The organism is Agreia pratensis (assembly GCF_900177685.1).
Classification (GTDB): Bacteria; Actinomycetota; Actinomycetes; order Actinomycetales; family Microbacteriaceae; genus Agreia; species Agreia pratensis.
The window spans coordinates 37,987-63,368 of sequence record NZ_FXAY01000004.1 but is presented as its reverse complement, the minus strand read 5'-3'; the positions used below and the strand labels follow the sequence as shown (position 1 = coordinate 63,368).

The 25,382-nt window shown below is 65.5% G+C and carries 27 protein-coding genes and 1 riboswitch; of the genes, 15 read left to right on the top strand and 12 right to left on the bottom strand.

Annotation, left to right across the window (positions count from 1 at the left end; translation table 11 throughout):
• Positions 1-18: 18 nt before the first annotated feature.
• Entirely contained in the window at positions 19-534 is a 516-nt protein-coding gene (locus B9Y86_RS12410; protein ID WP_085486502.1) for a GNAT family N-acetyltransferase, read from the bottom strand.
• A 111-nt stretch (positions 535-645) separates the two neighbouring features.
• Between B9Y86_RS12410 and B9Y86_RS12405 the strand changes: the two genes are divergently transcribed.
• Positions 646-960: a hypothetical protein gene (locus B9Y86_RS12405; RefSeq protein WP_139824883.1), complete on the top strand. Its 315-nt coding sequence runs from the start codon at positions 646-648 to the stop codon at positions 958-960.
• 15 nt (positions 961-975) lie between these two features.
• Here B9Y86_RS12405 and B9Y86_RS12400 read toward each other — a convergent pair whose 3' ends face one another.
• Both B9Y86_RS12400 and B9Y86_RS12395 read right to left on the bottom strand, forming a co-directional pair.
• Entirely contained in the window at positions 976-1,290 is a 315-nt protein-coding gene (locus B9Y86_RS12400) for a DMT family transporter (protein WP_085486498.1), read from the bottom strand.
• A 19-nt stretch (positions 1,291-1,309) separates the two neighbouring features.
• Positions 1,310-1,375, bottom strand: a riboswitch (guanidine-III (ykkC-III) riboswitch).
• Positions 1,376-1,382: 7 nt separating this feature from the next.
• Complete coding sequence (locus B9Y86_RS12395; protein ID WP_085486496.1) at positions 1,383-2,219, bottom strand: helix-turn-helix transcriptional regulator; 837 nt, start codon at positions 2,217-2,219, stop codon at positions 1,383-1,385.
• 100 nt (positions 2,220-2,319) lie between these two features.
• On the opposite strand from B9Y86_RS12395, the gene B9Y86_RS12390 reads away from it, so the two are divergent.
• The 3 genes from B9Y86_RS12390 to B9Y86_RS12380 all read left to right on the top strand — a co-directional run bounded on the left by B9Y86_RS12390 (position 2,320) and on the right by B9Y86_RS12380 (position 4,617).
• Positions 2,320-3,066 carry an SDR family oxidoreductase gene (locus B9Y86_RS12390; RefSeq protein WP_085486494.1) on the top strand — a complete coding sequence of 249 codons (747 nt, stop codon included), beginning with the start codon at positions 2,320-2,322 and terminating at the stop codon, positions 3,064-3,066.
• A 498-nt stretch (positions 3,067-3,564) separates the two neighbouring features.
• The gene (locus tag B9Y86_RS17875; RefSeq protein ID WP_342351722.1) at positions 3,565-4,101 is read left to right on the top strand and encodes a pentapeptide repeat-containing protein; all 537 of its coding nucleotides are present in this window, start codon (positions 3,565-3,567) and stop codon (positions 4,099-4,101) included.
• Between the two features lie 198 nt (positions 4,102-4,299).
• A complete protein-coding gene (locus tag B9Y86_RS12380; RefSeq protein WP_176223352.1) occupies positions 4,300-4,617 on the top strand; it encodes a TM2 domain-containing protein in 318 nt (105 codons plus the stop codon).
• A gap of 13 nt (positions 4,618-4,630) precedes the next feature.
• Here B9Y86_RS12380 and B9Y86_RS12375 read toward each other — a convergent pair whose 3' ends face one another.
• Complete coding sequence (locus tag B9Y86_RS12375) at positions 4,631-6,079, bottom strand: MFS transporter (protein ID WP_244894748.1); 1,449 nt, start codon at positions 6,077-6,079, stop codon at positions 4,631-4,633.
• 217 nt (positions 6,080-6,296) lie between these two features.
• Here B9Y86_RS12375 and B9Y86_RS12370 point away from each other — a divergent pair, with 217 nt between their 5' ends.
• Positions 6,297-7,730, top strand: a complete 1,434-nt coding sequence (locus tag B9Y86_RS12370) for an L-serine ammonia-lyase (RefSeq protein ID WP_085486486.1) — start codon at positions 6,297-6,299, stop codon at positions 7,728-7,730.
• Positions 7,731-7,734: 4 nt separating this feature from the next.
• Here B9Y86_RS12370 and B9Y86_RS12365 read toward each other — a convergent pair whose 3' ends face one another.
• Positions 7,735-8,304, bottom strand: coding sequence for an MOSC domain-containing protein (locus tag B9Y86_RS12365; RefSeq protein WP_425319476.1), 570 nt, complete (start codon positions 8,302-8,304; stop codon positions 7,735-7,737).
• Between the two features lie 80 nt (positions 8,305-8,384).
• On the opposite strand from B9Y86_RS12365, the gene B9Y86_RS12360 reads away from it, so the two are divergent.
• Together B9Y86_RS12360 and B9Y86_RS12355 are read left to right on the top strand one after the other, a co-directional pair.
• On the top strand, positions 8,385-8,753 hold the full coding sequence (locus tag B9Y86_RS12360) for a rhodanese-like domain-containing protein (RefSeq protein WP_176223351.1): 369 nt from the start codon (positions 8,385-8,387) through the stop codon (positions 8,751-8,753).
• Positions 8,754-8,806: 53 nt separating this feature from the next.
• Positions 8,807-9,619, top strand: coding sequence for a suppressor of fused domain protein (locus tag B9Y86_RS12355; RefSeq protein WP_085486931.1), 813 nt, complete (start codon positions 8,807-8,809; stop codon positions 9,617-9,619).
• Positions 9,620-9,641: 22 nt separating this feature from the next.
• Here the strand turns inward: B9Y86_RS12355 and B9Y86_RS12350 are convergent, their stop codons facing one another.
• Positions 9,642-10,442, bottom strand: a complete 801-nt coding sequence (locus B9Y86_RS12350; RefSeq protein WP_085486482.1) for a DeoR/GlpR family DNA-binding transcription regulator — start codon at positions 10,440-10,442, stop codon at positions 9,642-9,644.
• A gap of 105 nt (positions 10,443-10,547) precedes the next feature.
• Between B9Y86_RS12350 and galT the strand changes: the two genes are divergently transcribed.
• Both galT and galK read left to right on the top strand, forming a co-directional pair.
• Positions 10,548-11,669, top strand: coding sequence for a galactose-1-phosphate uridylyltransferase (gene galT, locus B9Y86_RS12345; RefSeq protein WP_085486929.1), 1,122 nt, complete (start codon positions 10,548-10,550; stop codon positions 11,667-11,669).
• The gene (gene galK, locus B9Y86_RS12340; RefSeq protein ID WP_085486480.1) at positions 11,666-12,832 is read left to right on the top strand and encodes a galactokinase; all 1,167 of its coding nucleotides are present in this window, start codon (positions 11,666-11,668) and stop codon (positions 12,830-12,832) included. Before galT ends, galK begins: the two co-directional genes overlap by 4 nt.
• Here the strand turns inward: galK and B9Y86_RS12335 are convergent.
• Positions 12,806-14,662, bottom strand: a complete 1,857-nt coding sequence (locus tag B9Y86_RS12335) for a thioredoxin domain-containing protein (protein WP_085486478.1) — start codon at positions 14,660-14,662, stop codon at positions 12,806-12,808. The genes galK and B9Y86_RS12335 overlap by 27 nt on opposite strands.
• A gap of 61 nt (positions 14,663-14,723) precedes the next feature.
• Between B9Y86_RS12335 and B9Y86_RS12330 the strand changes: the two genes are divergently transcribed.
• On the top strand, positions 14,724-15,608 hold the full coding sequence (locus tag B9Y86_RS12330; RefSeq protein ID WP_085486476.1) for a hypothetical protein: 885 nt from the start codon (positions 14,724-14,726) through the stop codon (positions 15,606-15,608).
• 18 nt (positions 15,609-15,626) lie between these two features.
• Here the strand turns inward: B9Y86_RS12330 and B9Y86_RS12325 are convergent, their stop codons facing one another.
• From B9Y86_RS12325 to B9Y86_RS12310, 4 genes are read right to left on the bottom strand one after another with little or no spacing between them, the layout of a single operon-like run.
• A complete protein-coding gene (locus B9Y86_RS12325; RefSeq protein WP_085486474.1) occupies positions 15,627-16,463 on the bottom strand; it encodes an aldo/keto reductase in 837 nt (278 codons plus the stop codon).
• The gene (locus tag B9Y86_RS12320; RefSeq protein WP_085486472.1) at positions 16,460-17,884 is read right to left on the bottom strand and encodes an aromatic amino acid ammonia-lyase; all 1,425 of its coding nucleotides are present in this window, start codon (positions 17,882-17,884) and stop codon (positions 16,460-16,462) included. Before B9Y86_RS12320 ends, B9Y86_RS12325 begins: the two co-directional genes overlap by 4 nt.
• Positions 17,884-19,185 (bottom strand): NtaA/DmoA family FMN-dependent monooxygenase, encoded by a 1,302-nt coding sequence (locus B9Y86_RS12315; protein WP_085486470.1) that lies wholly within the window; start codon positions 19,183-19,185, stop codon positions 17,884-17,886. Before B9Y86_RS12315 ends, B9Y86_RS12320 begins: the two co-directional genes overlap by 1 nt.
• A gap of 30 nt (positions 19,186-19,215) precedes the next feature.
• On the bottom strand, positions 19,216-20,262 hold the full coding sequence (locus B9Y86_RS12310) for a PLP-dependent cysteine synthase family protein (RefSeq protein ID WP_085486468.1): 1,047 nt from the start codon (positions 20,260-20,262) through the stop codon (positions 19,216-19,218).
• Between the two features lie 137 nt (positions 20,263-20,399).
• Between B9Y86_RS12310 and B9Y86_RS12305 the strand changes: the two genes are divergently transcribed.
• From B9Y86_RS12305 to B9Y86_RS12285, 5 genes are all read left to right on the top strand, one after another.
• On the top strand, positions 20,400-21,263 hold the full coding sequence (locus B9Y86_RS12305; RefSeq protein ID WP_085486466.1) for a patatin-like phospholipase family protein: 864 nt from the start codon (positions 20,400-20,402) through the stop codon (positions 21,261-21,263).
• A gap of 2 nt (positions 21,264-21,265) precedes the next feature.
• Positions 21,266-21,862, top strand: a complete 597-nt coding sequence (locus tag B9Y86_RS12300; protein WP_085486464.1) for a gamma carbonic anhydrase family protein — start codon at positions 21,266-21,268, stop codon at positions 21,860-21,862.
• 230 nt (positions 21,863-22,092) lie between these two features.
• Entirely contained in the window at positions 22,093-23,394 is a 1,302-nt protein-coding gene (locus B9Y86_RS12295) for an HNH endonuclease signature motif containing protein (RefSeq protein WP_085486462.1), read from the top strand.
• Between the two features lie 114 nt (positions 23,395-23,508).
• Positions 23,509-23,907: an SRPBCC family protein gene (locus tag B9Y86_RS12290; RefSeq protein ID WP_085486460.1), complete on the top strand. Its 399-nt coding sequence runs from the start codon at positions 23,509-23,511 to the stop codon at positions 23,905-23,907.
• 31 nt (positions 23,908-23,938) lie between these two features.
• On the top strand, positions 23,939-24,709 hold the full coding sequence (locus B9Y86_RS12285; protein WP_085486458.1) for a metallophosphoesterase family protein: 771 nt from the start codon (positions 23,939-23,941) through the stop codon (positions 24,707-24,709).
• 41 nt (positions 24,710-24,750) lie between these two features.
• Here the strand turns inward: B9Y86_RS12285 and B9Y86_RS12280 are convergent, their stop codons facing one another.
• Complete coding sequence (locus tag B9Y86_RS12280; protein ID WP_085486456.1) at positions 24,751-25,272, bottom strand: GNAT family N-acetyltransferase; 522 nt, start codon at positions 25,270-25,272, stop codon at positions 24,751-24,753.
• Between the last annotated feature and the right edge of the window lie 110 nt (positions 25,273-25,382).

The window sequence follows — 25,382 nt, the reverse complement described above, 5'->3', positions numbered from 1 at the left end:
GCGTCGCGACAAAGGAACTTAAGCGTCCAACCGCTTCTCGTACAGGCTGATCTTCAGCGAGCGTGCGCCAGTCGGGTCGCTAACGGAGGAGTCCCCGACGTGGGAGAACCCGCGTGCTTCGTAGAATCGTCGCAGTCCCGGATTGTCCGCTGCGCAGTCAAGCCGCACTACCTGCTTGCCCGCTTCCTGCGCACGCACCTCCACCCAGCTGAGCAACCTGCCACCGAGGTTGTCCCCGCGGTGAGTTGAATCGACCGCGAGGCGATGTACGTACGAGGCGGGAACGTCGTCCGCTGGCCACGTTTCATCGTCCTCATCGGCCACAGTAACCATGGCGATAACAGCACCATGTCTTTCAACGACGAAAAAGTGTCCCCGTTCGGCATCCTTCTCGAACGTCGAATCGGGAACGCGATCCTGCCACTGATCGATCGACTGTTCATGCAGCCACCGACGTGCGCTGCCCATCAAGGATTGTGCCGCATCCACGTCACCGGTGGTCCCGGCTCTCACCCTCAAGGTATGGTCGCGCATAAGTCAAGACTGCCGCACGTGCGAACAGTCGAACGCGGGCATGCGACTCGCGCCGGCGCCTGGACCCTGCCGTAGGCTCAGATATCGGCCGAACAACTTCGGGGAGTGATCATGACCGGGACACCCTTCCTCGTCGCCTACCTGGTCACGTTCGCGGTGATCAGCCTGGCTGCCCTCGGCGTCGGTAGGCGCTGGCGCCGCGTCGGATATAACCTGCCGTGGGTCAGCAGAACCGCTCAGACGTGGACATCGAGTCATCGGGCAGCGTTTCTCGTCGTGGGGCCGACATCAGCCGCGGCGACGATTCTCCACGTCGTCAACGCTGACTCCAGCTTCGCATCATGGCTGTGGCTCGGTGGGGTACTCGTTGGCGGTGTGATCGCCGTTGAACGCGCTCGGTATTTGCTGAGCAAGGAGCCGGCGTAGCCGGGTCCATCGACGTCAGTGCAGCACCTTCAGTCCGACGACGCAGGACACGATGCCGAGCACGAGAAGCAGCTTCACCACAGAGACTCCCTCTCCCCCGAAAAACATCGCATACCCCACAGTCAGGGCGGCGCCGATTCCGACCCACACGGCATACGACGTGCCCACGGGGATGTCGCGCATCGAATACGCCAGGCCGGCCATGCTCAAGACGAGCGCGCCGACGAATATGACGCTCGGCCAGAGCCGCGTGAATCCCTCTGACTTGCCGAGGGCTGTGGCCCACACGGCTTCGAGGATTCCGGAGATGACGAGGACGATCCAAGACATGACTGTTCCACTCCTTAGTGGTGGTCAGTCTTGTCGCGTTCCGGGTACTGCGCCCTCGTCCGGCGGCCACAACGTGCGGCCATACATCCAGGCTAGGCGAAGGTCTGGTTACCCACCACCCGGAGGAGCGCCAGCTTCTCGGCAGCCTCGGTTCCGGGTGACGCCGTGAGCACGAGCAGTGTCTGCGACAGATTCTCGGTGAACAGCGCCTGGCAGTCCACCTCGATCTCGCCGATTTCCGGGTGCACCAGCGTCTTGTGATCGTCGAAGCGATTGCGCACCTCGTGCAGCTCCCAGATCGCCGCGAACTCCTCGCTTGTCGCCAGCAGCTCGGAGACGATCGCCCGGCCGTGCTCGGAATCGCCCGAGGCCGAGACGGATGCGCGTAGCGCGGCGACTTGGATGCGGCTCTGGTGCTCGTGGTCGCGCTCGGGATACCGGCCGCGCGCCTCGGGGTCGGTGAACCAGCGGTATACCGCGCTTGCGGCCAGGCCGCTGAACCGCGTCTCGTCGCCGAGCAATGCTGTCGCCATCGCGTTCTGCGCCAGAGTCTCTGCGAGGTCTGAGAGAACGAGGGCCGGGGTGTCGTCGAGTCGATCGAGCACCCGCATCAGCGCGGGCGAGACGTGTTTCGTCGCGAGAGCGCGACGGGGTGCGTTGTGCCCAGTGAGCCGGAACAGATGGTCGCGCTCGTCGGGAGTCAGTCGCAGCCCGCGGGCGATCGCGGCCACCATCTGCTCCGACGGCTGCGGGCCTCGCTGCTGCTCGAGCCTCGAGTAGTAGTCGGTCGACATGCCCACGAGCAGGGCGACCTCCTCGCGCTTGAGGCCGGGAGTTCGACGACGTGATCCATCGAGCAGCCCGACGTCGCGCGGCTTCAGGGCCTCGCGGCGACGCCTCAAAAAGTCGGCGAGTGCGGGTCTGTCCATGTGTCCATGGTGGCGGTACACCCCCGTGGCAACAAGGGACTGACAATCCATGGACAACCGCTCCCTTCTGCGCCGCCCGCGTTCGGTGTTGAGTCGAGCCATGAACATCACCGGAAACACCATTTTCATTCCCGGCGCCACGTCAGGGCTCGGGCTCGGCCTGGCGCTGCGTTTTCAGGCTGCCGGCAACCACGTGATCATCGGCGGTCGCCGCACGGAACTCCTCGACCGGATCGTCGAGGAGAACCCCGGAATCGGCGCAGTGCAGATCGACACGGCCGACGCCTCCTCCATCGAGCGGGCAACGCAGCAGGTCGTCGCCGAGCACCCCGGACTCGACACCGTGATTCTGATGGCCGGAATCATGGAGCCCGAAGATCTGCACACGGCCGACTTCCTTGAGACTGCCGAACGCACCATCGCAACCAACCTGCTCGGCCCGATCCGACTCATCGCGGCCCTCGTGCCGCACCTGGCGTCCCGCCCGTCAGCCACGATCATGACCGTCTCCTCCGGCCTCGCCTTCGTGCCGCTGCCGGCCACGCCCAGCTACAGCGCGACCAAGGCCGCCATCCATTCGTTCTCGCAGAGCCTGCGCGTGCAGCTGGCCGACACGAGCATCCAGGTTCTCGAGCTCGCGCCGCCCGCGGTCGCAACGAGCCTGATGGGCCAAGAAGACGATCCCAACGCGATGCCCGTCGACGAGTTCCTCGACGAGACCATGTCGATCCTCGCTTCGCAGCCGGATGCGCGCGAGATTCTCGTGAGTCGCGTCGGCTTCCTGCGATTCGCCGAGAGAGAGGGTCGCTTCGACGACGTGCTCGACCTGCTCAGCCGCCACGGTTGACCAGCCACAGCGCTACCCTGATGTCAGTGAAACCTTCTTTCTCTCTGTGACCCAGAGGCCCTTCAGCGACACCCGTTCGCTCCTCGCTCGAGGGGCGGTGATTTCGTGCGCCGCAGAGGGAGCTCCTTTCGGAGTTCCCCGCACCCCGGCCACTTTCCGAAATCACCCCAGAAAGACCTTTCACTGATGACCTCCATCGATTCTTCCGACGTACCTGTCGACGGCCGCGCGGCCCTGCGAGCGAACTGCGCTGACTGCTTCGCACTGTGCTGCACAGCCTTTGGATTTCAACGATCCGCCGATTTCCCTATCGATAAGCCGGCAGGCACCCCCTGCTCGAATCTCACCGACGCGTTCTCCTGCTCCATCCACGATTCCTTGCGGCGACGAGGTTTTCGCGGCTGCACCGTATTCGACTGCTTCGGCGCAGGCCAATACGTCTCTCACACCCTGTTCGGCGGAACAAGCTGGAAAGAACGCCCCGATTCCAGCGCAGACATGTTCAGGACATTCGCCGTGGTCAGGCAGCTGCACGAGATGCTCTGGTATCTGGTCGAAGCGGCCGAGCGAACCACCGATTCGGAGCTTTCCGAGCCGGTTGAGCAGCTCCGAGGCAGCATTCTGCGCATCCTCGACGGCGGCGTTCCAGAGATCCTCGCATCTGATGTCGAACGTGTTCGCTCAGAAGTGCGGCGCACCTTGATCGAGGTGAGTGAAGAGGCGCGCGGCGGTTATGCCGCTGCCGAGCACACGAGCGATCTGCACCCGTCGGCAGACCTGGTCGGTCGCGACCTACGATCGGTTCGCCTGTGCGGCGCCGATCTGCGCGGCGCGTACCTCATCGCCGCGGATCTTCGCCACGGCGACCTCGCGGGCGTCGACATGCTCGGTGCAGATCTGCGCGACGCACGGCTCCAGGCAGCAGACCTATCGGAGACTCTGTTTCTCACACAACCACAGGTCGATGCCGCGCAGGGCGACGCCACAACCGTCTTACCGCCCTCCCTCAGGCGTCCGCAGCATTGGCTCGCCTAGGCTCCGACGCTCCTCAGCGGTCGTTTTGATCGCCAATGAGAATTCCGTCGCCGAGTCATGACACCTGACCCTCGCACTGGGGGGAGTGCCGCCTTGACTCGGACGCCTGTGTAAGTCCTGAGGTGCCCTAGGCTCACGATGCACCATCTGAGCATGCAGCCCGACCACGGGTATGTGGCCCACCGAGAGGAACACTCAATGTCCGACACTTCCCGCCCGACACCGGCCAATGTCACCGTCAATGTGACGGCGCCCCTCGCGGCGCAGCCGACCCGACGCATCAGCAAGGTCGCATACATTCTGCTGACCTTCTTTTTCAGCGGGATCGGAGTTCACCGGTTCATGCGCGGCCAGATCGGCCTCGGCATCCTCTACCTCCTGACTGCCGGGCTTTTCGGAGTCGGCGCACTGGTCGACTTCATTATTTCGTTGGTCAAACTTGGCTCGTACCGGACCGACTACTTCGAGTTCACCTATGTGCCGAAGGGGCACTGGGCACTGCCCAGCCAGAACTAGTCGGTACTGATCGCTATTTCTTCACGGCCGACAGCGGACTCGTGACGGTCTCGAGCGACTTGCGTTCGGCATCCACCCCGAAGATCAGGGCGATCAACCCGCCCACGAGCATGATCGCGGCCCCCAGGAAGTAACCGAAGGTGAGGGGGCCGCGGTCGGTTCCGTCTCCGATCAGAATTCCGTAGAGAAGCGGGGCGACCGAGCCGGCGATCTGGCCGAGCGCGAAGAAGTACGAGATCGCCTGGCTGCGGATCTCGAGTGGGAAGGTCTCGCTGACCGTGAGATATGCGCTGGATGCGCCGGCCGACGCGAAGAAGAACGACACGCACCAGAAGATGGTCTGGGTCGTCGCGTTCAGCACGTCCATGCTGAACAACACAGCGGATGCCGCGAGCACGGCCGCCGAGACACCGTACGTGAGGAAGATCATCTTGCGTCGGCCCCAGACATCGAAGAGGTGTCCGAGCAGGAGCGGGCCGAGCAGATTGCCGATGGCGAACGGAAAGAAGAAGTACTGCGTCGACGACGGAGAGGTTCCGTAGAAGTTCTGCAGAACCAACGCATAGGTGAAGAAGATGGCGTTGTAGAGGAACGACTGGGTGACCATCATCGTGGCGCCGACCAGGGTGCGCTTCGGATAGAGCTTGAAGAGCACGTGCAGGATCGTTCTGAACGGCACTCTCTCGGTCTTCGTGACCGTGATCGCCTTGCTCTCGTCGACCGGATCGATCTCGCCCCCCTGCGACTTCACGCGCTTCTCTATGTCGTCGACCGTCGCCTCGGCCTCCTCCTCGCGCCCGTGGGTCATCAGCCAGCGTGGGCTCTCTGGAATGTGCCGACGCAGGTAGATGATCGCGAGCCCGAGCACCGGGCCGATGAAGAATCCGATACGCCAGCCGATGTTCTCGGTGAAGATGTCGGGGTTGAGCAGGAACAGGTTGGCGGCCGAGCCGAGGGCTGCACCACCCCAGTAGGTGCCGTTGATCGCGATGTCGACGCGGCCCCGGTACTTCGACGGGATCAGCTCGTCGATCGCCGAGTTGATGGCCGCGTACTCGCCGCCGATGCCCATACCGGCGAAGAAGCGGAAGACGAGCAGGAACCACATGTTCGGCGACAGGCCCGCAACTCCGCTAGCGACAAGGTAGATCACCAGAGTCAAGATGAAGAGCTTTTTGCGACCGAGTTTGTCGGAGAGACGCCCGAAAATGAGAGCACCCGCGATCTGTCCGAACAGGTAGACGGTGCCGAGCAGGCCCACCTCGGCGGCAGACATCCCCAGGTCTTTCTGAAAACCTGCGGAGGCGACGATCTGGATCTCGAGCCCGTCGAGCACCCACGAGAACCCCAAGCCGACGACGATCGACCAATGGAACCGAGTCCACGGAAGTCTGTCCATACGAGCAGGAACGAGGCTGCGGACGCCGCCGTCTTTGTCTCGAGCTGGTGCAGAAGAGTACATCGTGAACTCCCTCGAACGTCGAATCAGATGACAAACGTCAACAGATTAGTACTCCGAAAATGACGCATTGGGGCGATGCATTCACACCGGGTCGAGGTCTAGAATCCGCACGCAGATTCGTGCCATCCAGTGCTCTCGAGGCTCGGCTTTCCGGCGAGCGGGGCCAGGATGTTGCGCCACGGGTGTGCGCGCGCCGCTCGGCTACTAGGGTCTGGGTGTGACCGCATACGTCTCCCTTTTCGATCTGTTCTCCGTAGGCATCGGTCCGTCGAGTTCGCACACCGTCGGCCCGATGCGCGCCGCGCTCGATTTCGTCGACCGCCTCCGCGCATCCGGATCACTCGACCACGTTCGCAGCGTCACCTGCTCGCTCTATGGCTCTCTCGGCGCAACCGGGCTCGGCCACGGAACCCCCGACGCCGTCGTGGCCGGGCTCCAGGGCCTCGACCCCGAGACGTGCGACCCGACACTCGTGCACGGCGCATGGTCTGGACTCGTTCGCGGAAGCTCGACAGCGCTGCGCGACGCCGGCTTTCTCGAACTCGCGTCGGGAGGCGACCGCAGTTCTATCGACCTCGGCGGCACCCACCCGATCGCCATCGAGCAATCAGACGTCTCGTTCGAGGCGCACACGCGGCTGCCTGCCCACCCCAACGCTCTGAGCCTCGTCGCGTGGGGCGATTCGGATGCCCTCCCGCTACTCAGCGAGACGTACTACTCGGTGGGCGGAGGGTTCATCCAGCGTGACGGAGACGACTCGTCGAGTATTCCGCTGGTCGAGCATCCGCTGTCGTTCACGAGCGCGGACGCATTGCTGAAGATCTGCGAATCGACGGGTCTCAGCATCGCCGAGGTCGCCTGGCGCATCGAGACCGAACTGCACGGCGAGGACGCCGTGCGCGCACAGCTCGACCGCATCTGGAATGCGATGGAGGCCTGTATCGACGCGGGCCTCACCGCCACGGGCACACTGCCGGGCGGACTCAACGTGCCAAGACGAGCGACCCGCCTACGCGAGCGCCTCGAGCTCGAACGCCAGACGGCGACGGGCGATCATGACACATCGACAGAGTGGCTGCACGCCTACGCTCTGGCGGTCAATGAAGAGAACGCGGCGGGCGGGCGCGTCGTCACGGCACCCACCAACGGCGCGGCGGGCATTGTTCCCGCCGTCGGTCGCTACTACCTCGACTTCGTGCGCGGGGCAGATCGAGCGGGAATCCACCGCTACCTGCTGACGGCCACGGCGATCGGCTCGCTGTTCAAGTCGAACGCGTCGATCTCGGGCGCCGAAGCAGGATGCCAGGGCGAGGTCGGGTCGGCGTGCGCCATGGCCTGCGGCGCACTGTGCGCCGTGCTGGGCGGCACTCCTCGTCAGGTCGAGAATGCGGCGGAGATCGCGATGGAGCACCACCTCGGCCTGACCTGCGACCCCGTCGGCGGCCTGGTGCAGGTTCCGTGTATCGAGCGCAACGCGATCGCGTCGTCGACCGCCGTGAGCGCCGCCCGCCTCGCCATGAACGGCGACGGAACCCACCTGGTGTCGCTCGACATGGTGATCGAGACGATGCGTCAGACCGGGGTCGATATGTCGACGAAGTACAAGGAGACGAGCGAGGGTGGCCTCGCAGTGAACGTCATCGAGTGCTGACGCACTAGAACAGCCGGGGCTCGCCGTCATCGAGGCGGAGCGACGACCGCAGCAGGGCCGGCCCTCTCGTGAGTTCGCCGGTGCTCAGCGGCTCGCAGCGCAGCCCGCCTCGTCCACGCAGCGCCTTATGGGCGCCCGGCGCGAGCATCACGTCCATCCACGCGCAGGGATTCGCCGGGCGGTGCGCGTGGAACAGTACCGGGCCCACGCCGGAATCGAGCGTGAAATCCGCGCCGCGAAGCCGATCGACATCGACGCCACGAATCAGGATGTTGCGGCGAGTGTCGAGCGGGTCGAGAGCGTTGGAGAGACCGAGAGTTCGTTCGACGTGCTCGACCGACTCGACGGCCATGATCGTCACGGAGGCAGTGCGATGCGCCGCCTTGCCGAAGTGCCGGTCGCCGACGATGCCGAGATGTGCGCCAATCGTAACGCGCTCGAGGTCCTCGGCCCCGACGGCGGGCCTCGGCCCGTCAGACGGGCGACCTTCGTAGCGGTGGATGCTGGATGCCAGCAGATGCTCGATGCGCACCCGGTACTCGAACTCGAGATTCACGCCGGATGCTTCCTCCACACGGTTCAGGTTAGCCGGGCTTTATTACCCCCGCTTACGAGGGAGGCCGCGCTGTCGGTGGCTCGGGTTAGCGTATGCGTGTGAATACCGTTACGTCGCTCGCGCCCGGGCCCTACCTGCCGTCGTCAACCGTGTCGACGCAGTGGCTCGCCGATCACCTCGGTGCAGACAACCTGGCGATAGTGAAGGCCGCAAACCGGGTTCGGCTGCTCTCGCTGCGCATCGACGCGATGGCGAGCACGATCGTCGTCTACGACGAGAGCGACAGCCTCTGCGCCGCCGAGTCGGCACGCAATCTGCGCGAGGCCGGGTTCGAGCGCGTCGCCGTTCTCACCGGCGGCCGGCAGAAATGGCTCAGCGAGCAGCGACCGATCGACCTCGACGAGCTCGCCCACCGCAACGGCCGGTCGCCCCTCTACTCCGATTACATCGAGCCCCGCCTCGCGTAAACGAGCATCACAGCGCACTTCACTGCGCCGAGATGATCTGCAAAAATCACACCATGACAGCGAACGAGGCTTTTCCCGCGCACGTCTTCGATTCTCTCGGCATCGATCCCCTGGTGCACGACAAACGCATCGGAGGAGCGATCCTCGTGGCGGAGAAGCGACCGCCCAACGGCCCGATCACGATGATGACGTCGGGAGCGTCTCGATTTCCCATTGACGCCGGTGAGCCGGTCGAGCTCGCCGTCGAGGTGCTCGAGGGCCAGGAGGGCGCGGGGTGGAGAGCCCTGGCGATCGTATGCGACGACATCGCTGAGAACCGGCGGGTACCGCCGATGGGAGTCCCCTGGCGCAACAGCGAGCCCTTTCTCACCGGCACACGAATCTCCGCGATCATGGTTACACCGTCGCGCTGGGGGCCATCATTCGACGAAGTGAGATCTGCCGACGGCGCCCTGGTGGGGCACGTGCGTACACTCCGAATGCTCACAGACGCTGAGGCCTCGTTCGCCTCGGCGAACGGATGGGATGCACTGGTCGAGGCTGCTGGGTCGGCGGATGCGCTGCTCGACGTCACGAGGAACGACACCGTGGCCGGCGTCCTGCGCGGCAATGCACCCGTCTTCATCACGAAGCTGCACGCCGAACACCCGCCCCGTTGGATCACCTTCAGCGATGGAGACCTGCAGTCGGTCACCGGGCTGGAGTCGGACGAATACATGGGCGACCCCAGCAACCACGAGATCTGGTCCGTCGATTCCTTCGTCGCGCGGTTCCCCTGGGTCGCCAACTTCGTGCGCGAGGCTCGTCCGGGTCAGACGGCGCTCTTCACCGACGCGTCGGGCAGGTACGTGCTGGAGGACGACTGACGTTCTTGAGGCGCGGCCCCTGTCAGACGCGAGTCACGTCGAGGCCCGCCTCGCGCAATTCCTTGAGTGCCGCAGATCGCGCCGAATCTCCCGTGATCACACCATCGACACCCGACACATCTGCGACACGACCGAGGTGAACCTGGCCGATCTTCGACCCGTCGGCCAAGACGACGCGTCGAGTCGCGGCCCCGAGCATCCGTCTCTTGATCTCGGCCTCGGGCAGGTTGATGTTCGTGATGCCGTGCTCCACGTCGACTCCGTTGCAGCCGATGAAGGCGATATCGGCGTGCAGGGTGTCGAAGAGCCCGTCGGCCATGGGGTTGACCAGGGAATGCTGCAGCGCCCTCAGGGTGCCACCGGTGACGATCACCGTGAACCGCGGCACAGCGCTCTCGAGCTCGAGGGCGATCTTCAATCCGTTCGTGATGATCACGACGTCGCGCAGATCGGCACGGTCGACGAGAGCCCGGGCCAACGCCGCCGCCGTGGTTCCGACATCGATGATCACGGAGTCTCCAGACGACACCAGATTCGCGGCGTGGGCGGCGATGCGCAGCTTCTCGTCCCAGAGAGAACCGAGCGCCTCTTCGAAGGCTGGCTCCGTGCGCCGAGAAGCAGCCGTCGTCACCGCTCCCCCGTGCACTCGGTCGAGATCGCCCGCTGATTCGAGCGAGTCGAGGTCAGACCGGATCGTGACCTCGGAGACGCCGAACACCACGCTCAGCTCGGTGACTTTCACGAACCCTGCCGCAGCCAGCAATTCGAGAATGCGAGCGCGCCGCACGGGAGCGGGGGCATTCACGAAGTCGACATCAGACACAAGATGACTTTCGTTTATTTGTGATTGCTTGTCAATTCTTGCCGTGCAATACTGTCGCCTGTTGTGCCGCCGAGCGTGATCCGCGCTCGCGAGAAAGGGCTCGCCATGTCCACCATCGCCGTTCGAGAGACTGTGCTCGCAGACGGACGTCAGCTCATCTACTTCGATGACGCCGACACGACTCTTTCGCCCGAGCGACTGCCCGACGCGCGCGTGCTCGATCCCCGCCCCGCGACAGCGAGCATGAGGCAAGACGTGCTGACAGGCGAGTGGGTTTCCATCGCGGCCGCACGGCAGAACCGGGTGTTCCTGCCCTCCGACGATGCCGATCCCCTCGCTCCGGCGACCCCCACGAACCCCTCCGAGATTCCCGACGTCTACGACGTTGCCGTTTTCGAGAACCGCTCCCCCTCGTTCGGACCGCTGCTCGTCGACGACAACGCTCCCCGAGGCCTCGACGATCTCGCCGAACTCGGGCTCGAACGCACCCGCACCTCGGTGGGGCGCTGCGAAGTCGTGTGCTTCAGCCCTGCGCATACCGGATCGTTCGCGTCGCAGACTCCCTCGCGCGCCCGCACGATCGTCGAGGCGTGGGCTCAGCGCACCGCCGCGCTGTCGGCTATGCCCTCGATCGAGCAGGTCTTTCCTTTCGAGAACCGCGGCGCCGAGATCGGAGTCACTCTCAATCACCCGCACGGTCAGATCTACGCATACCCCTATGTGACGCCACGCACAACGAAGCTGCTCGACTCGATCGACCGATTCGGCCCAGACATGTTCGCGCAGATCCTCGAGCGCGAACAGTCCTCCGAGCGCGTGCTGCTGCGCGGCGAGCATTTCACGGCGTTCGTGCCCTTCGCGGCCCGCTGGCCCATCGAGGTGCACATGCTGCCGCACCGACACATCCCGGATCTCGCGGCGACGACGAGCGACGAACGCGACGAACTCGCGGTGCTCTACCTGCGCTTGCTGCGCGGAATCGATGCCTTGTACGACACCCCCACGCCCTACATCTCCGCCTGGCACCAGGCGCCGGTGAACAGGGGCCGCGATGACGTGCGCCTGATGCTTCAGGTCACGTCGCCCCGACGAGCGGCCAACCGGCTCAAGTTCCTCGCAGGCTCGGAGGCCGCAATGGGCGCTTTCATCGGAGACGTGCCGCCGGAGGCATCCGCGGCACTCGTTCGCGAGGCGATCGCCCGCGCTGACCAGGAGAACCCCGTATGACCCACGACGACATCGCCACTCAGGCAGCCGCCGACTTCCAGGCCCAGTTCGGTCGCCCGGCCGACGGGGTCTGGTCGGCACCAGGACGCGTCAATCTGATCGGCGAGCACACCGACTACAACGAGGGCTTCGTGCTGCCGTTCGCCATCGACCGGCGCACATGGGCCGCCGTCGGTCTGCGCGACGACAACACGGCACGCGTCACCAGCACGTTCAGTGATGACGAGGCCGAGGTCGAACTCGCCACTGTCGGCCCGGACAGTCTCGACGGATGGTCGGCCTACCCGCTCGGAATCGCCTGGGCCCTCGGACAGAACGGCGTCGACCTCGCTGAGCAGCGCGGTTTCGACGCGCACATCTCGTCCGACGTTCCCGTTGGCGCCGGCCTCTCGTCATCGGCTGCCATCGAGGGCGCGATCGTTCTCGCGCTCGACGAACGCTGGCAGCTCGGACTCGACCGTCCGACGCTCGCGCGCGTCGGCCAGCTGGCTGAGAACGAAGCGGTGGGCGCCCCCACCGGAATCATGGATCAGTCGGCATCACTGCTCGGCCGACGAGACTCCGCCGTCTTCCTCGACTGCCGCTCGCTGCGGTCCGAGATCGTCGACCTCGGCTTCGCCGACGCGGGGCTCGCGATCGTGATCATCGACACCAAGGTGAGCCACTCGCACGCGACCGGCGGATACGCGGCCCGCCGTGCATCCTGCGAGGCGGGAGCCGCCGCTCTCGGAGTCGAGAGCCTGCGCGACGTCGGCGTGGCCGACCTCGACCGGGCACGTGAGGTCATGGACGACGAGACCTTCCGACGCGTTCGCCACGTGGTCACCGAGAACGCTCGCGTCCTCGCCACAGTGCGCGCTCTGCGCGAGAGCGGGCCCCTCGCGATCGGCGAGATTCTGGATGCCTCGCACGTCTCGATGAGAGACGATTTCGAGATCTCGGTGCCGCAACTCGACCTCGCCGTCGTCGAAGCGCGCGAGGCCGGGGCCATCGGCGCCCGCATGACGGGCGGCGGCTTCGGCGGAGCGGCGATCGCCCTGACGCCGATCGAGCTCGTCGACCAGGTCACGGTACGAGTCAGCGACGCGTTCGAGAGGGCGGGATTCACCGCGCCGGAGATCTTCACCGTGACGCCGTCAGACGGAGCGAAGCGCGAGTTCTAGGTCGCTGGGCTCCGTGATCGGCAGCTTGCATACGAAGTCGGTGCAGAGGTAGGCGGTGCTTCGCCCGTTCGAGGCGACGCGCCCGTCGAGAAGCCCGAAGCCCTCCTCGGCCCACTCTCGGGCCTGCGTCTCGGTCACGACGACGGTCAGCGACTCCGTATTCGGGCGCGCCGCGTCGACCATTGGGTCAGATGCGACGACCGCGGTTCCCGGCGTCACGACCACCAGCTGCTCGGTCGGCTCGAGTAGACGCTGCACGAGTTCGAGCGTCGCACCGTAGCCGATGGGACGGGGAAAGGCTTCGGTAGCGACGCCACCGACCGTCTTCGCCACGATCTCGCGGTATCGCGCCTCGCCCGTGAGGTCGAACAGGGTGAGTGCTGCAGAGCAGACCGCGCTGACTCCAGAGGGATACGCCCCCTCCGCGGTGTCGACCGCGGCCGCGATGTTCTGAGCCGCCAGCACCGAGTCCCGCCCGCCCGGCGCCGTGAAGCCGGCGTCGAACACCGAGTCGATAAGTCGCCGGGCGCTGCTCGCGTAGTGCGCGCGCCCGGTCACCGAGGCCAGCGCCAGCAGGCCACCGGCGAACGCGCCGTAGTCTTCGAGCGTCGCCGCCGCATCCGACCGGCGCGAACCGATGGATGCGCGTAACAGCGAGCCATCCGGGGTCACGTGCGACTCGAGCAGGTAGTCGGCGGCACGCGTTGCCGCCACTATCCAGTCGGTGCGATCGAGCGCGAAGCCCGACCGAGCGAGCGCCGCGATGGCGAGACCGTTCCAGCCGGTGAGAACCTTGGCGTCGACCGCGGGAGGGGTCTCGGCGGCGCGACCCGCGGCATCCAGAGCGTAGTAGCCGCCCTCGCTGCGCGAGCCGCCGATCACGCTCTCGGAGTCCTGCGCAGATCCGAAGCCGCCCTCGGGCTGCTGCAGCACGGAGATGAGGAACGACGCGATTCCGTCAGCGGTGTCGTGTGCCTCCGCGGCCGCGGCATTGTGGGTCGAGGCGAGCCTCGAGTACTCATCGAGCAGAAGCGCGTTGTCGTAGATCATGCGCTCGTAATGCGGGTCGCTCCAGTCACGATTCACGCTGTAGCGAAAGAAGCCTCCCTCGATCGGGTCTCGAAGGGGTGAACGACTCATCGCGAGCAGCGTGCGCGCCCCGAGGGGGCTACCTCGCCGAAGAAGCAGAGACAGCACGGGCGCGACCGGGAACTTCGGGGCGCCACCGAAGCCGCCGTATGTGGTGTCTTCGTATGCCTCGAGTTCTCGCACCGCCTGGTCCAAGCGGTCAAGGGCGTCGGCAGGGAGTGCCCCCACGGGCGTGGCCACGGCGGCCTGCGCCAGCGCATCCGATATCGCCTCGGCCGTCAGATCGACCTGGTCTCGTCTCGACCGCCACGCGTCGTCGACGGCGTCGAGCACCTGAGCGAACGACGGATGGCCCTGAACAGGAATGGGAGGCGAGTAGGTGCCGGCGAAGAACGCCTTGCCCTCGGGCGTGACGAAGACGTTCAGCGGCCAGCCGAGGCCTTGCGTGAACGCGGCAGCCGCGGCGAGATACACCGAGTCCACCTCGGGATGCTCCTCGCGGTCGACTTTGATCGCCACGAACCGGGAGTTGAGCTGCGCCGCGAGCTTCGGGTCGGAGAACGACTCCCGCGCCATGACGTGACACCAGTGACAGGTGGAGTACCCGATCGAGACGAGCACCGGCACGTCTCGGCGCTTGGCCTCGTCGAACGCCTCGGTGCCCCACGCGAACCAGTCCACCGGGTTGTCGGCGTGCGATCGCAGATACGGACTGATCGCGTCGTGAAGCCTGTTCGCCATACCCCTGAGCGTAGGCTCGCCCTGAGCAGCGGAAAACCCCCGCCGGCGAAGGACGAGCATCGTGTACTCTCACGCAGATCCGCAGTTCGATGTCGCGCCACTCGGCGATTCCCCTCGGGGAGATGCGCTTCAGGCATTCGCCGAGGCCAACGCTCTGCTCTACGAGCCGTCGGCGGCCGTTCCGCCGTATGGCGGAGCACTGTTCGAGTACCTCGAGAACGCATCCGTCAGCGATCGATTCAGCGGCACTGTCGACGGCCGGTTGTTCGATGTCGGAACGGTGACGGGAACCGTCGGAGGATCGCAGTCGCGCATGACCTCGGGAGGCGTGCAGATCACGACGTCGTACACGTCGACCCGACGAGCCACGCACGGCTATCTCGTCATCCGGCTCGACCGGGCGCTGCCTCACATCGTGCTGGATGCGACGCAGAACGACCGCACGTTCGGCTCGAGCATCCCGATGCCCATCGCCCGCGATCAGCGACTGTCACTCGAGGGCGACTTCGACAGTCACTTTCACCTGTACTGCCCGACCGGGTACGAACGCGACGCTCTCTATGTGATGACTCCGGACCTCATGGCCCTACTCATCGACGATGCGGGCGACCTCGACGCCGAGATCGTCGACGACCACTTCTATCTCTACTCGAACGAACCGTTCGACGTTGCCGATCCTGCCCTGTGGCAGAGGCTCGCGTCGATTCGGGCCGTCCTCGGCGCGAAGGCGTTGTCGCAGACCGAGAACTACTCCGACGATCGTGTCGCAGGGCGGGCGGCAAACGTCGTCGGTGACGATGGGCGTCGACTTCGCCAGGCGTTCATCAGCACGAAATCACGCATGACGCCCCGCCGACTCCTACTGATAATCGGCGGGGCGTTCGTGGTGATCTTCGGGGTCGTGATCACCGGGTTCGTTCTGATCTTGTCGGCGATCGTGCCCTGACGGCGCTGCGTTATCGCGTCAGTTGACCTCGTCGGGGTGACCGCCGACGCGGCCGTCCTTCTCGAGAGCCGTGATCGATGCCTGCTCGTCGTCGCTGAGCTCGAAGTCGAAGATGTCGAAGTTCTCTTCGATACGCTCGCGGTTGTTCGACTTGGGGAAGATGATGTTGCCCTGCTGGATGTGCCAGCGCAGGATCACCTGGGCGAGCGACTTGCCGTGCGCCTCAGCGATCTCCTGCACGTTCGGCTCTTTCAGCAGCGCGCCCTGAGCGAGCGGGCTCCACGCCTCCGTAGCAATACCGTGCTCACGGCCGAATGCGGTGATCTCGCGCTGCTGGAACTCGGGGTGCAGCTCGATCTGGTTGACAGCCGGCACCACGTCGGTCTCGCCGAGCAGGCGCGTGAGATGCTCGACCGTGAAGTTCGAGACGCCGATCGACTTCGCGCGACCCGACTCGCGAATCTTCTCGAGCGCCTTCCAGGCATCGACGTAGTTGTCGTTGGCCGGTGCCGGCCAGTGGATCAGGTACAGGTCGACGTAATCGAGCTGCAGACGACCGAGGCTCTTCTCGAAGGCCTCGAGGCCCGACTCGTAACCCTGATCGGCGTTCCACAGCTTCGTGGTGATGAACAGCTCGTCGCGGTCGATGCCGCTGGTCTTGATGGCGTGACCGACGCCCTCTTCGTTGCCGTAGATCTTGGCGGTGTCGATGTGGCGGTAGCCGACCTCGAATGCGTCAGCGACGATGCGCGACGTCTTGTCGGGGTCGACTTTGAACACGCCGAAACCGAGCTGCGGAATGGTGTTGCCGTCGTTGAGGGTGACCAGGGGAACAGAAGATTCAGAAGTAGTCATTGATCAATCGTGTCACGTCGACCGGCTGACGCAACGGCCTTGACGGCATCGATCACGAGGTTGCGCCCAGTATCGACGCGGCCGATTCGTTCCGCAAGCTCCGCTTCCAGCCGGCTGGTGCCTCGTCCTAACCGGGGAGGCGACTCGAGGCTGCGCACGAGTTCGGCGGCATGCAGCGCTTCGACAGCGAAGATCTGTCGACAGAGCCCGATCTGCTGCTGCAGCATTCGCACGGCCAGAGGCGCGAAAGACGCCTGGTCCTCGACCTCGGAGAGCGTGGTTCCGGATGTCGACACCGGGTTCGCGAGATGCCGCACCTCGGCGAGGGTGGCCGCCGCCGCGTACCAGCTGAGGCCCGGCACGGCGTTGCTGCCCGACCGACGCAGTGGCGTAGCGAGGCCCGAGAGCACGGCGATGCGCCGCTCAGAGATACCGGCGAGATGAGCGAGTGCCACACGCAGGCTCTCGAGGGTCAACACCATTCCGAGCGGCTCGAAATTGCCGTTCGAGAGCAACACTCCGTCGCCGTCCGGCACCACCAGCGGGTTGTCCCCTGGCGCGTTGAGCTCGTCTTCGATGATCGATGCCGCGAGCGCAGTCGCGTCACGAACAGCACCGTGCACCTGCGGCACGGTTCGAAACGACAGCGGATCCTGCACCGACGCCGCCCGATCCACGTCTTCCAGGAGTCCGCCGGCCACTCTCGCTCGGATGGCCTGGGCCGTCTGCTGCTGCCCAACCGACCGACGACGAGCGTGCACTCGCCCATCGAACGGACTGAGCGAGCCTCCCCCTCCCACAGCACCCAGAGCCTCGAGCGACAGCGCCGCCACCGCATCGGCCTCGGCGACGAGCGCACGAAGCTCGACCACGGCGAGAGCGCCCACCCCGATCGAATAAGAGTTTGCACTGATCGCCGCGAGAGCCTCCCCTGCCGCGAACGGCAGCCGCTCGCGCACGTGGGCGGCGATCTCGGCGAGCAGCGCGAGATCGGATGCGCCGACCGAGCCCGTGGCATAGACCTCGGGGAGCGGGCCGCCGTCGAGGAGCCGCCCGTAGGCATCCGCGAGCTCGGGCCGCACACCCGACCCGCCCAGCGAGAAGCCCACCACACGGGCGAAGATCAACGCACGCACCTCGCGCGCGGGTAGCGGGTCACCGATGCTGCCCCGGTGGTTATCGATGACGCGGTTCTGAAACGCAGCCATCTCGTCGGCTGCGACTCGCGTGTCGCGTCCGGCGCCCAGGTGGGTGTTCAGGCCGTAGACGGCCGATCCGGATGCCTGCACCGACTCGACGACGCGACGCGCTCGGGCGATGGTGCCCACGACATCCGGAGCCAGCTCGATCGACGCGCCGTCGGCCACGACGACGACGTCATCGATGACAATCGGCTGCCCTTCGAGCCGGAGCACACCCATCAGAAGTCCAGGAGGTTGCCGCGCAGGCCGCCGTCGCCGAACTCGCGACGGATGAGGCCGCGGCGGCGCAGAACGGGTACGAGAGGATCGAGGGTGCGATGCACATTCGCGGGATGCACCTGACCGGCGAACAGAAAGCCGTCTCCCCCGCTTGCCTCGCCGAGCGTCTCGAGGTGATCGACGATCTCGTCTGCGGTTCCGATCACGGCGAGCCCGTCCCGGTTCGCGCGCACCTGCAGAATCTCGCGCAGCGTTGAACCGGGAGGGGCCGACTTCACGAAGTTGTCGAGGGTTCCCTGATTGCTGTTCGTGGTGAGTTCGGGCAGCGGAGCATCGAGGTCGAATGCCTTGAAGTCGACCCCCGAGAGATATGAGATCGACTGCAGCGCCTCGTCGATCGCGGCCTGGTTGAGATCGGATCGACGCGCCTTGACACTCGCGGTCTCCTCGGCATTCGCGGTGACGATCGGCGTCACTGCGAAGAGCACCTTCACGTGATCGGGGTTGCGACCAGCAGCCAGCGCGACCTGACGGATGCTGTCGCGGAACTGACGGTTGCGTTCGGGCGTCGACGACAGGGCGATGATCACGTCGGAGTTCTGCCCCGCGAAGTCGCGGCCTCGGCCGGAGGCACCTGCCTGCACCATCACGGGTTCCTGCGGCATCGGAACGGTGTTGATCGGGCCTCGAACTCTGAAGAACTTGCCCTCGTGGTTGATCGGCGCCACCTTGGTGAAGTCGGCGAACACCCCGCGCTCCGCGTCTTCGAGCACGGATTCCGGCGCCCAACTGCGCCAGAGCTTGCGGATGATGCTGACCCACTCGTCGGCGCGGTCGTAGCGCAGGTCGTGCTCGATCTGCTTATCGAGACCGTAATTCTGCGCCGCCAGATCGCTGCCGCTGGTGACGACGTTCCAACCGAGGCGGCCGTCGGCGAAGTGCTGCAGCGTCGCCAGGAGGCGTGCCGCCGTGAAAGGTTCGTAGAACGAAGCGCTCATGGTCGGCACGATGCCGAGATTCTCGGTCGCCGAGAGCAGGTAGGGCACCAGCGGCAGCGGGTCGTGCTTCGGAGCGAAGCGCGCGTTGGCGAGGTTGACCTCGCTCGTGCCGCCATAGGTATCGGGAACGGTCACACCGTCTTCGATGATCAACAGATCGAGGCCGCTGTGCTCGAACAGCCGCGCGGCGTCCTGGTAGACCTGGGGCTTCTTCCAGTCGTAGCCGATGCCGTAGCTGGGGTCGCCCCATCCCTGCACACCGAAACCCGCGCCGAGAAACCATCCGAAATGCAGCAGAGCCATGGCAATAAACCTTTGAAGAGAGAGCGTCGGTCAGATCGAATACGTACCGACACCGAGGTCGGTGAGCCACGCATCGTCGAACGCCTTGGTCAGATAGTTCGCGCCGGTGTCGGGAGCGATCGCGACCACGACCGAGCCCTGCGGAGCCTTCGCCGCCACTCGCAAGGCGACCGCCACGGCGAGCGCTGACGAGGGCCCGAGCAGCAGAGCCTCCGAGGCCGCGAGAGTGTGCACGGTGTCGTAGATCTCCTGGTCCGACACCACGACGTACTCGTCGACGACCTCGTGGTGATACGTCTGCGGCCAGTTCGGCTGAGTCCACCGGTTGCCGGCACCCTCGACATTGATCTGCCCTGCCGCGTTGCCGCTGTAGGTCGACCCGGTCGGGTCGGCCCCGATGACCCGGATGCGATCGGCCGAGACATCCTTCAGGTAACGGCCGGTCCCGCTGATCGTTCCACCCGTGCCGACAGATGCGACGAGGTGCGTCACCTTGTTCGCCGTCTGACGCCAGATCTCGGGCCCGGTGGTCTGATAGTGCGCGCCGGGATTGCTCTCGTTCTCGTACTGTGACGGGCGCCACGAGTTGGGCAGCTCTGCGGCGATGCGATCGGCTATGGCGCGGGCGTTGTTCGGGCTCTCGGGCGGTGCTTCCCAGTCGGCCTCGACCAGACGCGCACCGTAGGCCTTGAGAACAGCACGCTTCTCATCCGAGATGTAGGCGCTGTGGATGATCACCACGGGGTGCCCCGTGAGCCGCCCGACGAGCGCCAGCCCGATGCCTGTGTTGCCCGAACTCGACTCCACGATGGTGGCCCCGGGCTTGAGCGCCCCGCTCGCCTCGGCGGCACGAATCATGTGCAGCGCGATGCGGTCCTTCGCCGACCCTCCGGCATTGCGGCTCTCGAGCTTCACGAGTACTCGCGCCGGCAGCCCCTTCGCGAGCGCATTCAGCTCGATCAGGGGCGTGTTGCCGATCAGCGAGACGACCGACGGAGTGATGTCTTCGACAAGCTCGACACACGGCTCTTCCCCCGACGCCGGAGCGGCCAAGGGGCGGGTGTCGATGTTCGTCATGAGCCGACGATACGGCGAAGAAGACGCTTCATACCGTCGTGTGTCGCCCTGTTACACAGGGGTCGCGAAGGCTCCTCCTTGGCGGCGGCGCTAGCATTGCTCGCGGTATTCGGAGTCAGTCAACTGGAGGTACTCGCATGAGCCAAGGATCACTCGTCTTCGCTGGCGGCGGCGTCGCCGGAATCGCGTGGGAAGTCGGCGTCATGCAGGGCCTCTTCGATGCGGATCCGCAGCTCTTCGAGAGGCTGTTCGCACCGAATACCCGCATCATCGGAACGTCGGCCGGGTCTGCGGTCGGGGCCCAACTGGCCGGTGCCACCGACATCGCCGAGGCGTTCGCCACGCAGCTCGAGGAGGAGACCGCAGAACTCGGCGCCGACATCGACGCGCTCGAGTTGCAGGCGAAATTCATGGCAGCCGTCGAGGATGCCACGTCTCCCGAAGACGCCCGGCGGCGCATCGGCCGCCTCGCCCTCGACACCCCGTCTGTCGACGAGAGCGTGCGTATCGAGGTCATCAGGTCACGGCTCGCCGACACCCAATGGCCGCAGCGCGACCTCAAGATCACCGCCGTCGAGGTCGAGACCGGCGAGTTCGTGACATTCGACCGCACGAGCGGGGTCGAACTCGCCGATGCCGTCGCCGCAAGCTGCGCCGTTCCCGGCGTCTGGCCCCCGGTCACGATCAACGGCTCGCGTTATATGGATGGCGGGGTCCGGTCGGGCAGCAATGCCGATCTCGCGGCCGGCTCCGATTGGGTCGTCATCGTCACGCCGCTCCCCGGTGTAGGCGAGCCGGGGCTCGGCACCATCGCCACGGCGGAGCTCGATGCTCTCGGTGGGGTGCCTACCGCCATCATCTACGCCGACCAGGCGTCGATCACGGCCTTCGGCCCGAATCCTCTCGACCCCGCCACTCGCCGAGCGTCGGCCGAGGCGGGTCGCCTGGTCGGCCGCGCATCCGCCGAACGCGTCGCGGCGACCCTCGCCGAGACGCTCTGAGCGTGCTGTTCGAGAGCCGGGGTGCGCATCCGCGGGTCGATTCGGATGCGCTGGTAGCGGCATCCGCAATCGTCTCGGGCGACGTGACGATCGGGCCGGGATCGCGCATCATGCACGGTGCAGTCGTGACCGCCGAAGATGGGCCGATCGTGATCGGCGCCAATGTCGTGGTGCTGGAGAACGCGGTGATCCGCGGACGGGCAGGCAATCCGGCCATCTTCGGTGACGACGTCATGGTCGGACCGCATGCCCACGTCAACGGGTGCACTGTCGGTTCCGGCGTGTTCATAGCCACAGGAGCATCTGTCTTTCCGGGCGCGGTCATCGGCGACGGGGCCGAGGTGCGCATCAATGCGGTGGTGCAGGTGAATACGCGGCTGAGTGCCGGTGCCGTCGTTCCCATATCCTGGGTGGCCGTCGGAGATCCGGCTCAGTTGTTCTCGCCCGATAGGCACGATGAGATCTGGGCTGTGCAGCGCGAACTCGACTTCGTGGGCACCGTCTACGGCGCTGGCGCGGGCGCGACGATGAGCGACATCATGCAGTCGCAGTCGGCCTTCTACGGCGAGCACCGCTCAGACACTGAACTGCTCAGCTGAGGCAGGTTGCCGACTCGCAGAGCCCGGTATCGAAGCACCAGAGGCGCAAACGCGCCGAAGATTTCGATGAGTGATCAGCTCGCCGCAGGGGCGATAGGCGTTCTAGGTTCGAGCGCCGTCCACTCCTCCACACGTCGCGCATGCCGGTAGTTATCCACAGCAATATTCCCTGATCAAACATTGAATGCTCACTCAGACACGATGTCGGTGGCTGCTGTTTGACTTCTGCCATGTCAAACACAATCCCGCTCTTCGAGCCCGACCCATACGTGGTCGCACTCGATGAGGTTGCCGCCCTCGATGCGCAGATAGCTCGTCTGTCTGCGGCCAGGGCCAGACGCGTCACCGACGCGAGAAACCACCTCCACCGGCAAGCTCCCACCGATACGTCCACGGGCGGTCCTGCCTGGTCTCCGGCTCGAGTCGAGAGAGTCGAGCTCGTCACTGAACTCGCTCAGCTGACCCGCCGCACCGAATACCGCACTACTACCCTGGTCGATACAAGCACAGCCCTCGTAGATCGTCTTCCGGCGACACTGGCCGCGATCACCGCGGGGGTGCTGTCGTGGGAGCACGCCGAGGTCATCGCCAAACACGCCGACGGGTTAGAGGGCGAGGCCCTCACCTCGTACGACAACCGACTCGCCGTATTGGCGGCAGAGGTGAACCCGACGCAACTCGACCGCAAGGCCCGTCACGAAGTCGAACTCGCCCAACCCACCACCGCCGTCGAACGGGCAGAGAAGGCCACAGCGACCCGACGCATCTACGTCGACCAGGCCGCGGATGGCATGGCCTACCTCACCCTCTTCGCACCGGCCCCCGAGATCCACGCGATCGCAGACCGAGCCATCCGCCTCGCCGCAGGGCTCAAGAGCGGTGGTGACCCGCGGAGTATGGGACATCTGAAGGTCGATGTCCTCACCGACCTGCTCCTCAACGGAGAAACCTCCATTCCCGGAGCAACCCGCGGTATCCGCGGCAGAGTGCATGTCATGGTTCCCGCGATGACCCTGTTGGGTGTGGGTGAGGAGGCAGCGATCCTCCGCGGCTACGGACCGATCGACCCGGCCACCGCAGCACAACTCACCGCCGACGCGACGTCATGGCGACGCATCCTCACCGACCCGATCACGGGGCGTATCCTCGCCACCGACCCCCGCGACTACCGGCCAACCGCGGCGATGATCGACCACGCTCGGCTTGTGCACCCGGAATGCGTGTTCCCGGGCTGCACCGTCCCTGCAGAACAGGCAGATATAGATCACACAGACGATCACGCCTACGGCGGAGGCACCATCCCAGAGAATCTCGCACCGCTCAGCCAAGCGCATCACAAGGTGAAGCACCACACGAGGTGGCAGTTCGTCCAGAACGGTGATGACATCCTCACCGCGACCTCACCCGCAGGACACGTGTACACAATCCGGCCGGAAGGACGTATGGAACCCGCACCCCGGCAACTCGTCGCGCTGGTCGCCGCCACAGTTGCTGCCACCCCGGAAGAGGACCTCGCCGACTGCCCCTTCTAACGCCCTACAGATAGCTGCGCCGATCATGTAGCGGCGCGAGGAGCGAGCACCGCATATCGAGACCACCGCAGCTGATCTCGCCGCCCGTCTAACGCTGCTGGCAGACTGACCGTCATGCAAAGCCGTCACGTCAGCCGCGTCATTTCGGCGAGCCCTCAATCCGTCTACGAGTTCGCAGCGAACCCCGACAACTTGCCGAGCTGGGCATCCGGCCTGGCTCAGTCCGATGTGACCCGAGAGGGCGACACGCTGTGGGTCGAATCGCCGATGGGGCGGGTCTCGGTGCGCTTCGTCGAGCCGAACGAGTTCGGCATCCTCGACCACGACGTCACCCTGCCTTCGGGTGTCTCGGTGACCAACCCCGTCCGCGTCATGTCACACCCTGATGGGGCCGAGATCGTTTTCACCGTGCGCCAACTCGACCTCACCGATGACGAATTCGAGCGCGATGCCGTCACCGTCGGAGAAGATCTCGACCGCCTGCGTCGGCTCGTCGAGGACCTCCAACGCTGAACCGACCGACCCGCGTCTCGTAGGCTGAACGGTGCCGGCGAACCCGACGAACGGAGGCGCATTGCCTGTTATCGCCCACCTCAGCGACCCGCACCTCGACCTGTCTCCGGGCCGATCACGAAGACTCAGGGCCGTCCTCGATCTGGTTCGAGATCTGCCTTTCGTCGATGGACTCCTCGTGACCGGCGACCTGGCGGATCACGGCGCCGCGACCGAGTACGCAGAGTTCTTCGGTGCACTGCCCGATGGTCTTCCGACCCTCGTCGTACCAGGCAACCACGATCTCTCGGCTCCCCTGCTGGCCGCACTCTCAGATGCGGGCCGCGGCCAGACACTCAGTGGCACCTTGGATCTCGACGGCGTGCGAATCGTCGGCATGGACACCCACGTCGATGCACGTGACGATGGCTTCCTCGCTCCGGAATCAATCGCCGACGCCAGGGATCGAATCGCTAGCGCCCCGGGGCACGTCGTACTGGCTATGCATCACCCGCCGGTCCCCGTCGGGCACGATCTCGCCGACAGCCTCTACCGGCTCACCAATCCGGAAGCGTTAGAAGAGCTTGTTGCAGAGCACGATCAGGTCATCGGCATCTTCACCGGGCACGTCCACTCCGCGCTGGCGACGACCTTCTCCGGCGTGCCGCTGCTCGGAGCGCCCGGGATCGTGTCGACGATGAGACTCGGGAGCAAGACGGATCCGATCGCCGACACGACAGCTATGCCGGGCTTCGCGCTGCACACCATCGATTCGACTCATATTCGGACCGTTTTCCACCACCTCAGCCCGTCGGCGCTCTGAACCCTCGGCGATCCTCATCTACCTCGGCGTTGATCTCGCCATCAATGCTCTGCGCTGAGAACCCGGTATTTGAACCCGACGTGAGACGCCTCGAAACCGAGCCGCTCGTAGAAGCGGTGCGCATCCACACGGGCGGCGTCTGACGTGAGCTGCACCAGCGGCACACCTGCGGCGCGAGCGTCCGCGAGCGCCCAGCGCATCATGGCCGCGCCGATGCCTCGGTTGCGCTGACTCGACGAGACCCGCACGGCCTCGATCTGCAGACGTGACGATCCGCGCCGGGCGAGGCCGGGGATCACCGTGAGCTGCATGGTCGCGACGACAACGCCCGTGCTGTCAGAGCCATGCGCGTCGACGGCCACGAGCAAGCGTTGAGCAGGGTCGCTGTCGATGGCCGCAAACGCAGACTCGTACGCCTCCCGGTCACCGGCATCGGCGGAGTCGCCTCGCGCCGCACTGATCGGGTCGTCGGCGAGCAGATCGATGATCGTCGGGAGATCGTCGATCGTGGCTCGTCGCAGCAGCACGGAACCGGCGGGGAGGGCGAGGGCGACGTCATTCATCCGCTCCACGATACCGACCGAAAGCCGAGACCCGAGACTGGAGTCGCACACTGCGTGTTCGAACCTCAGCGACTACCGGCGCATCTGGCAGACGCCTAGACTCGCAACAC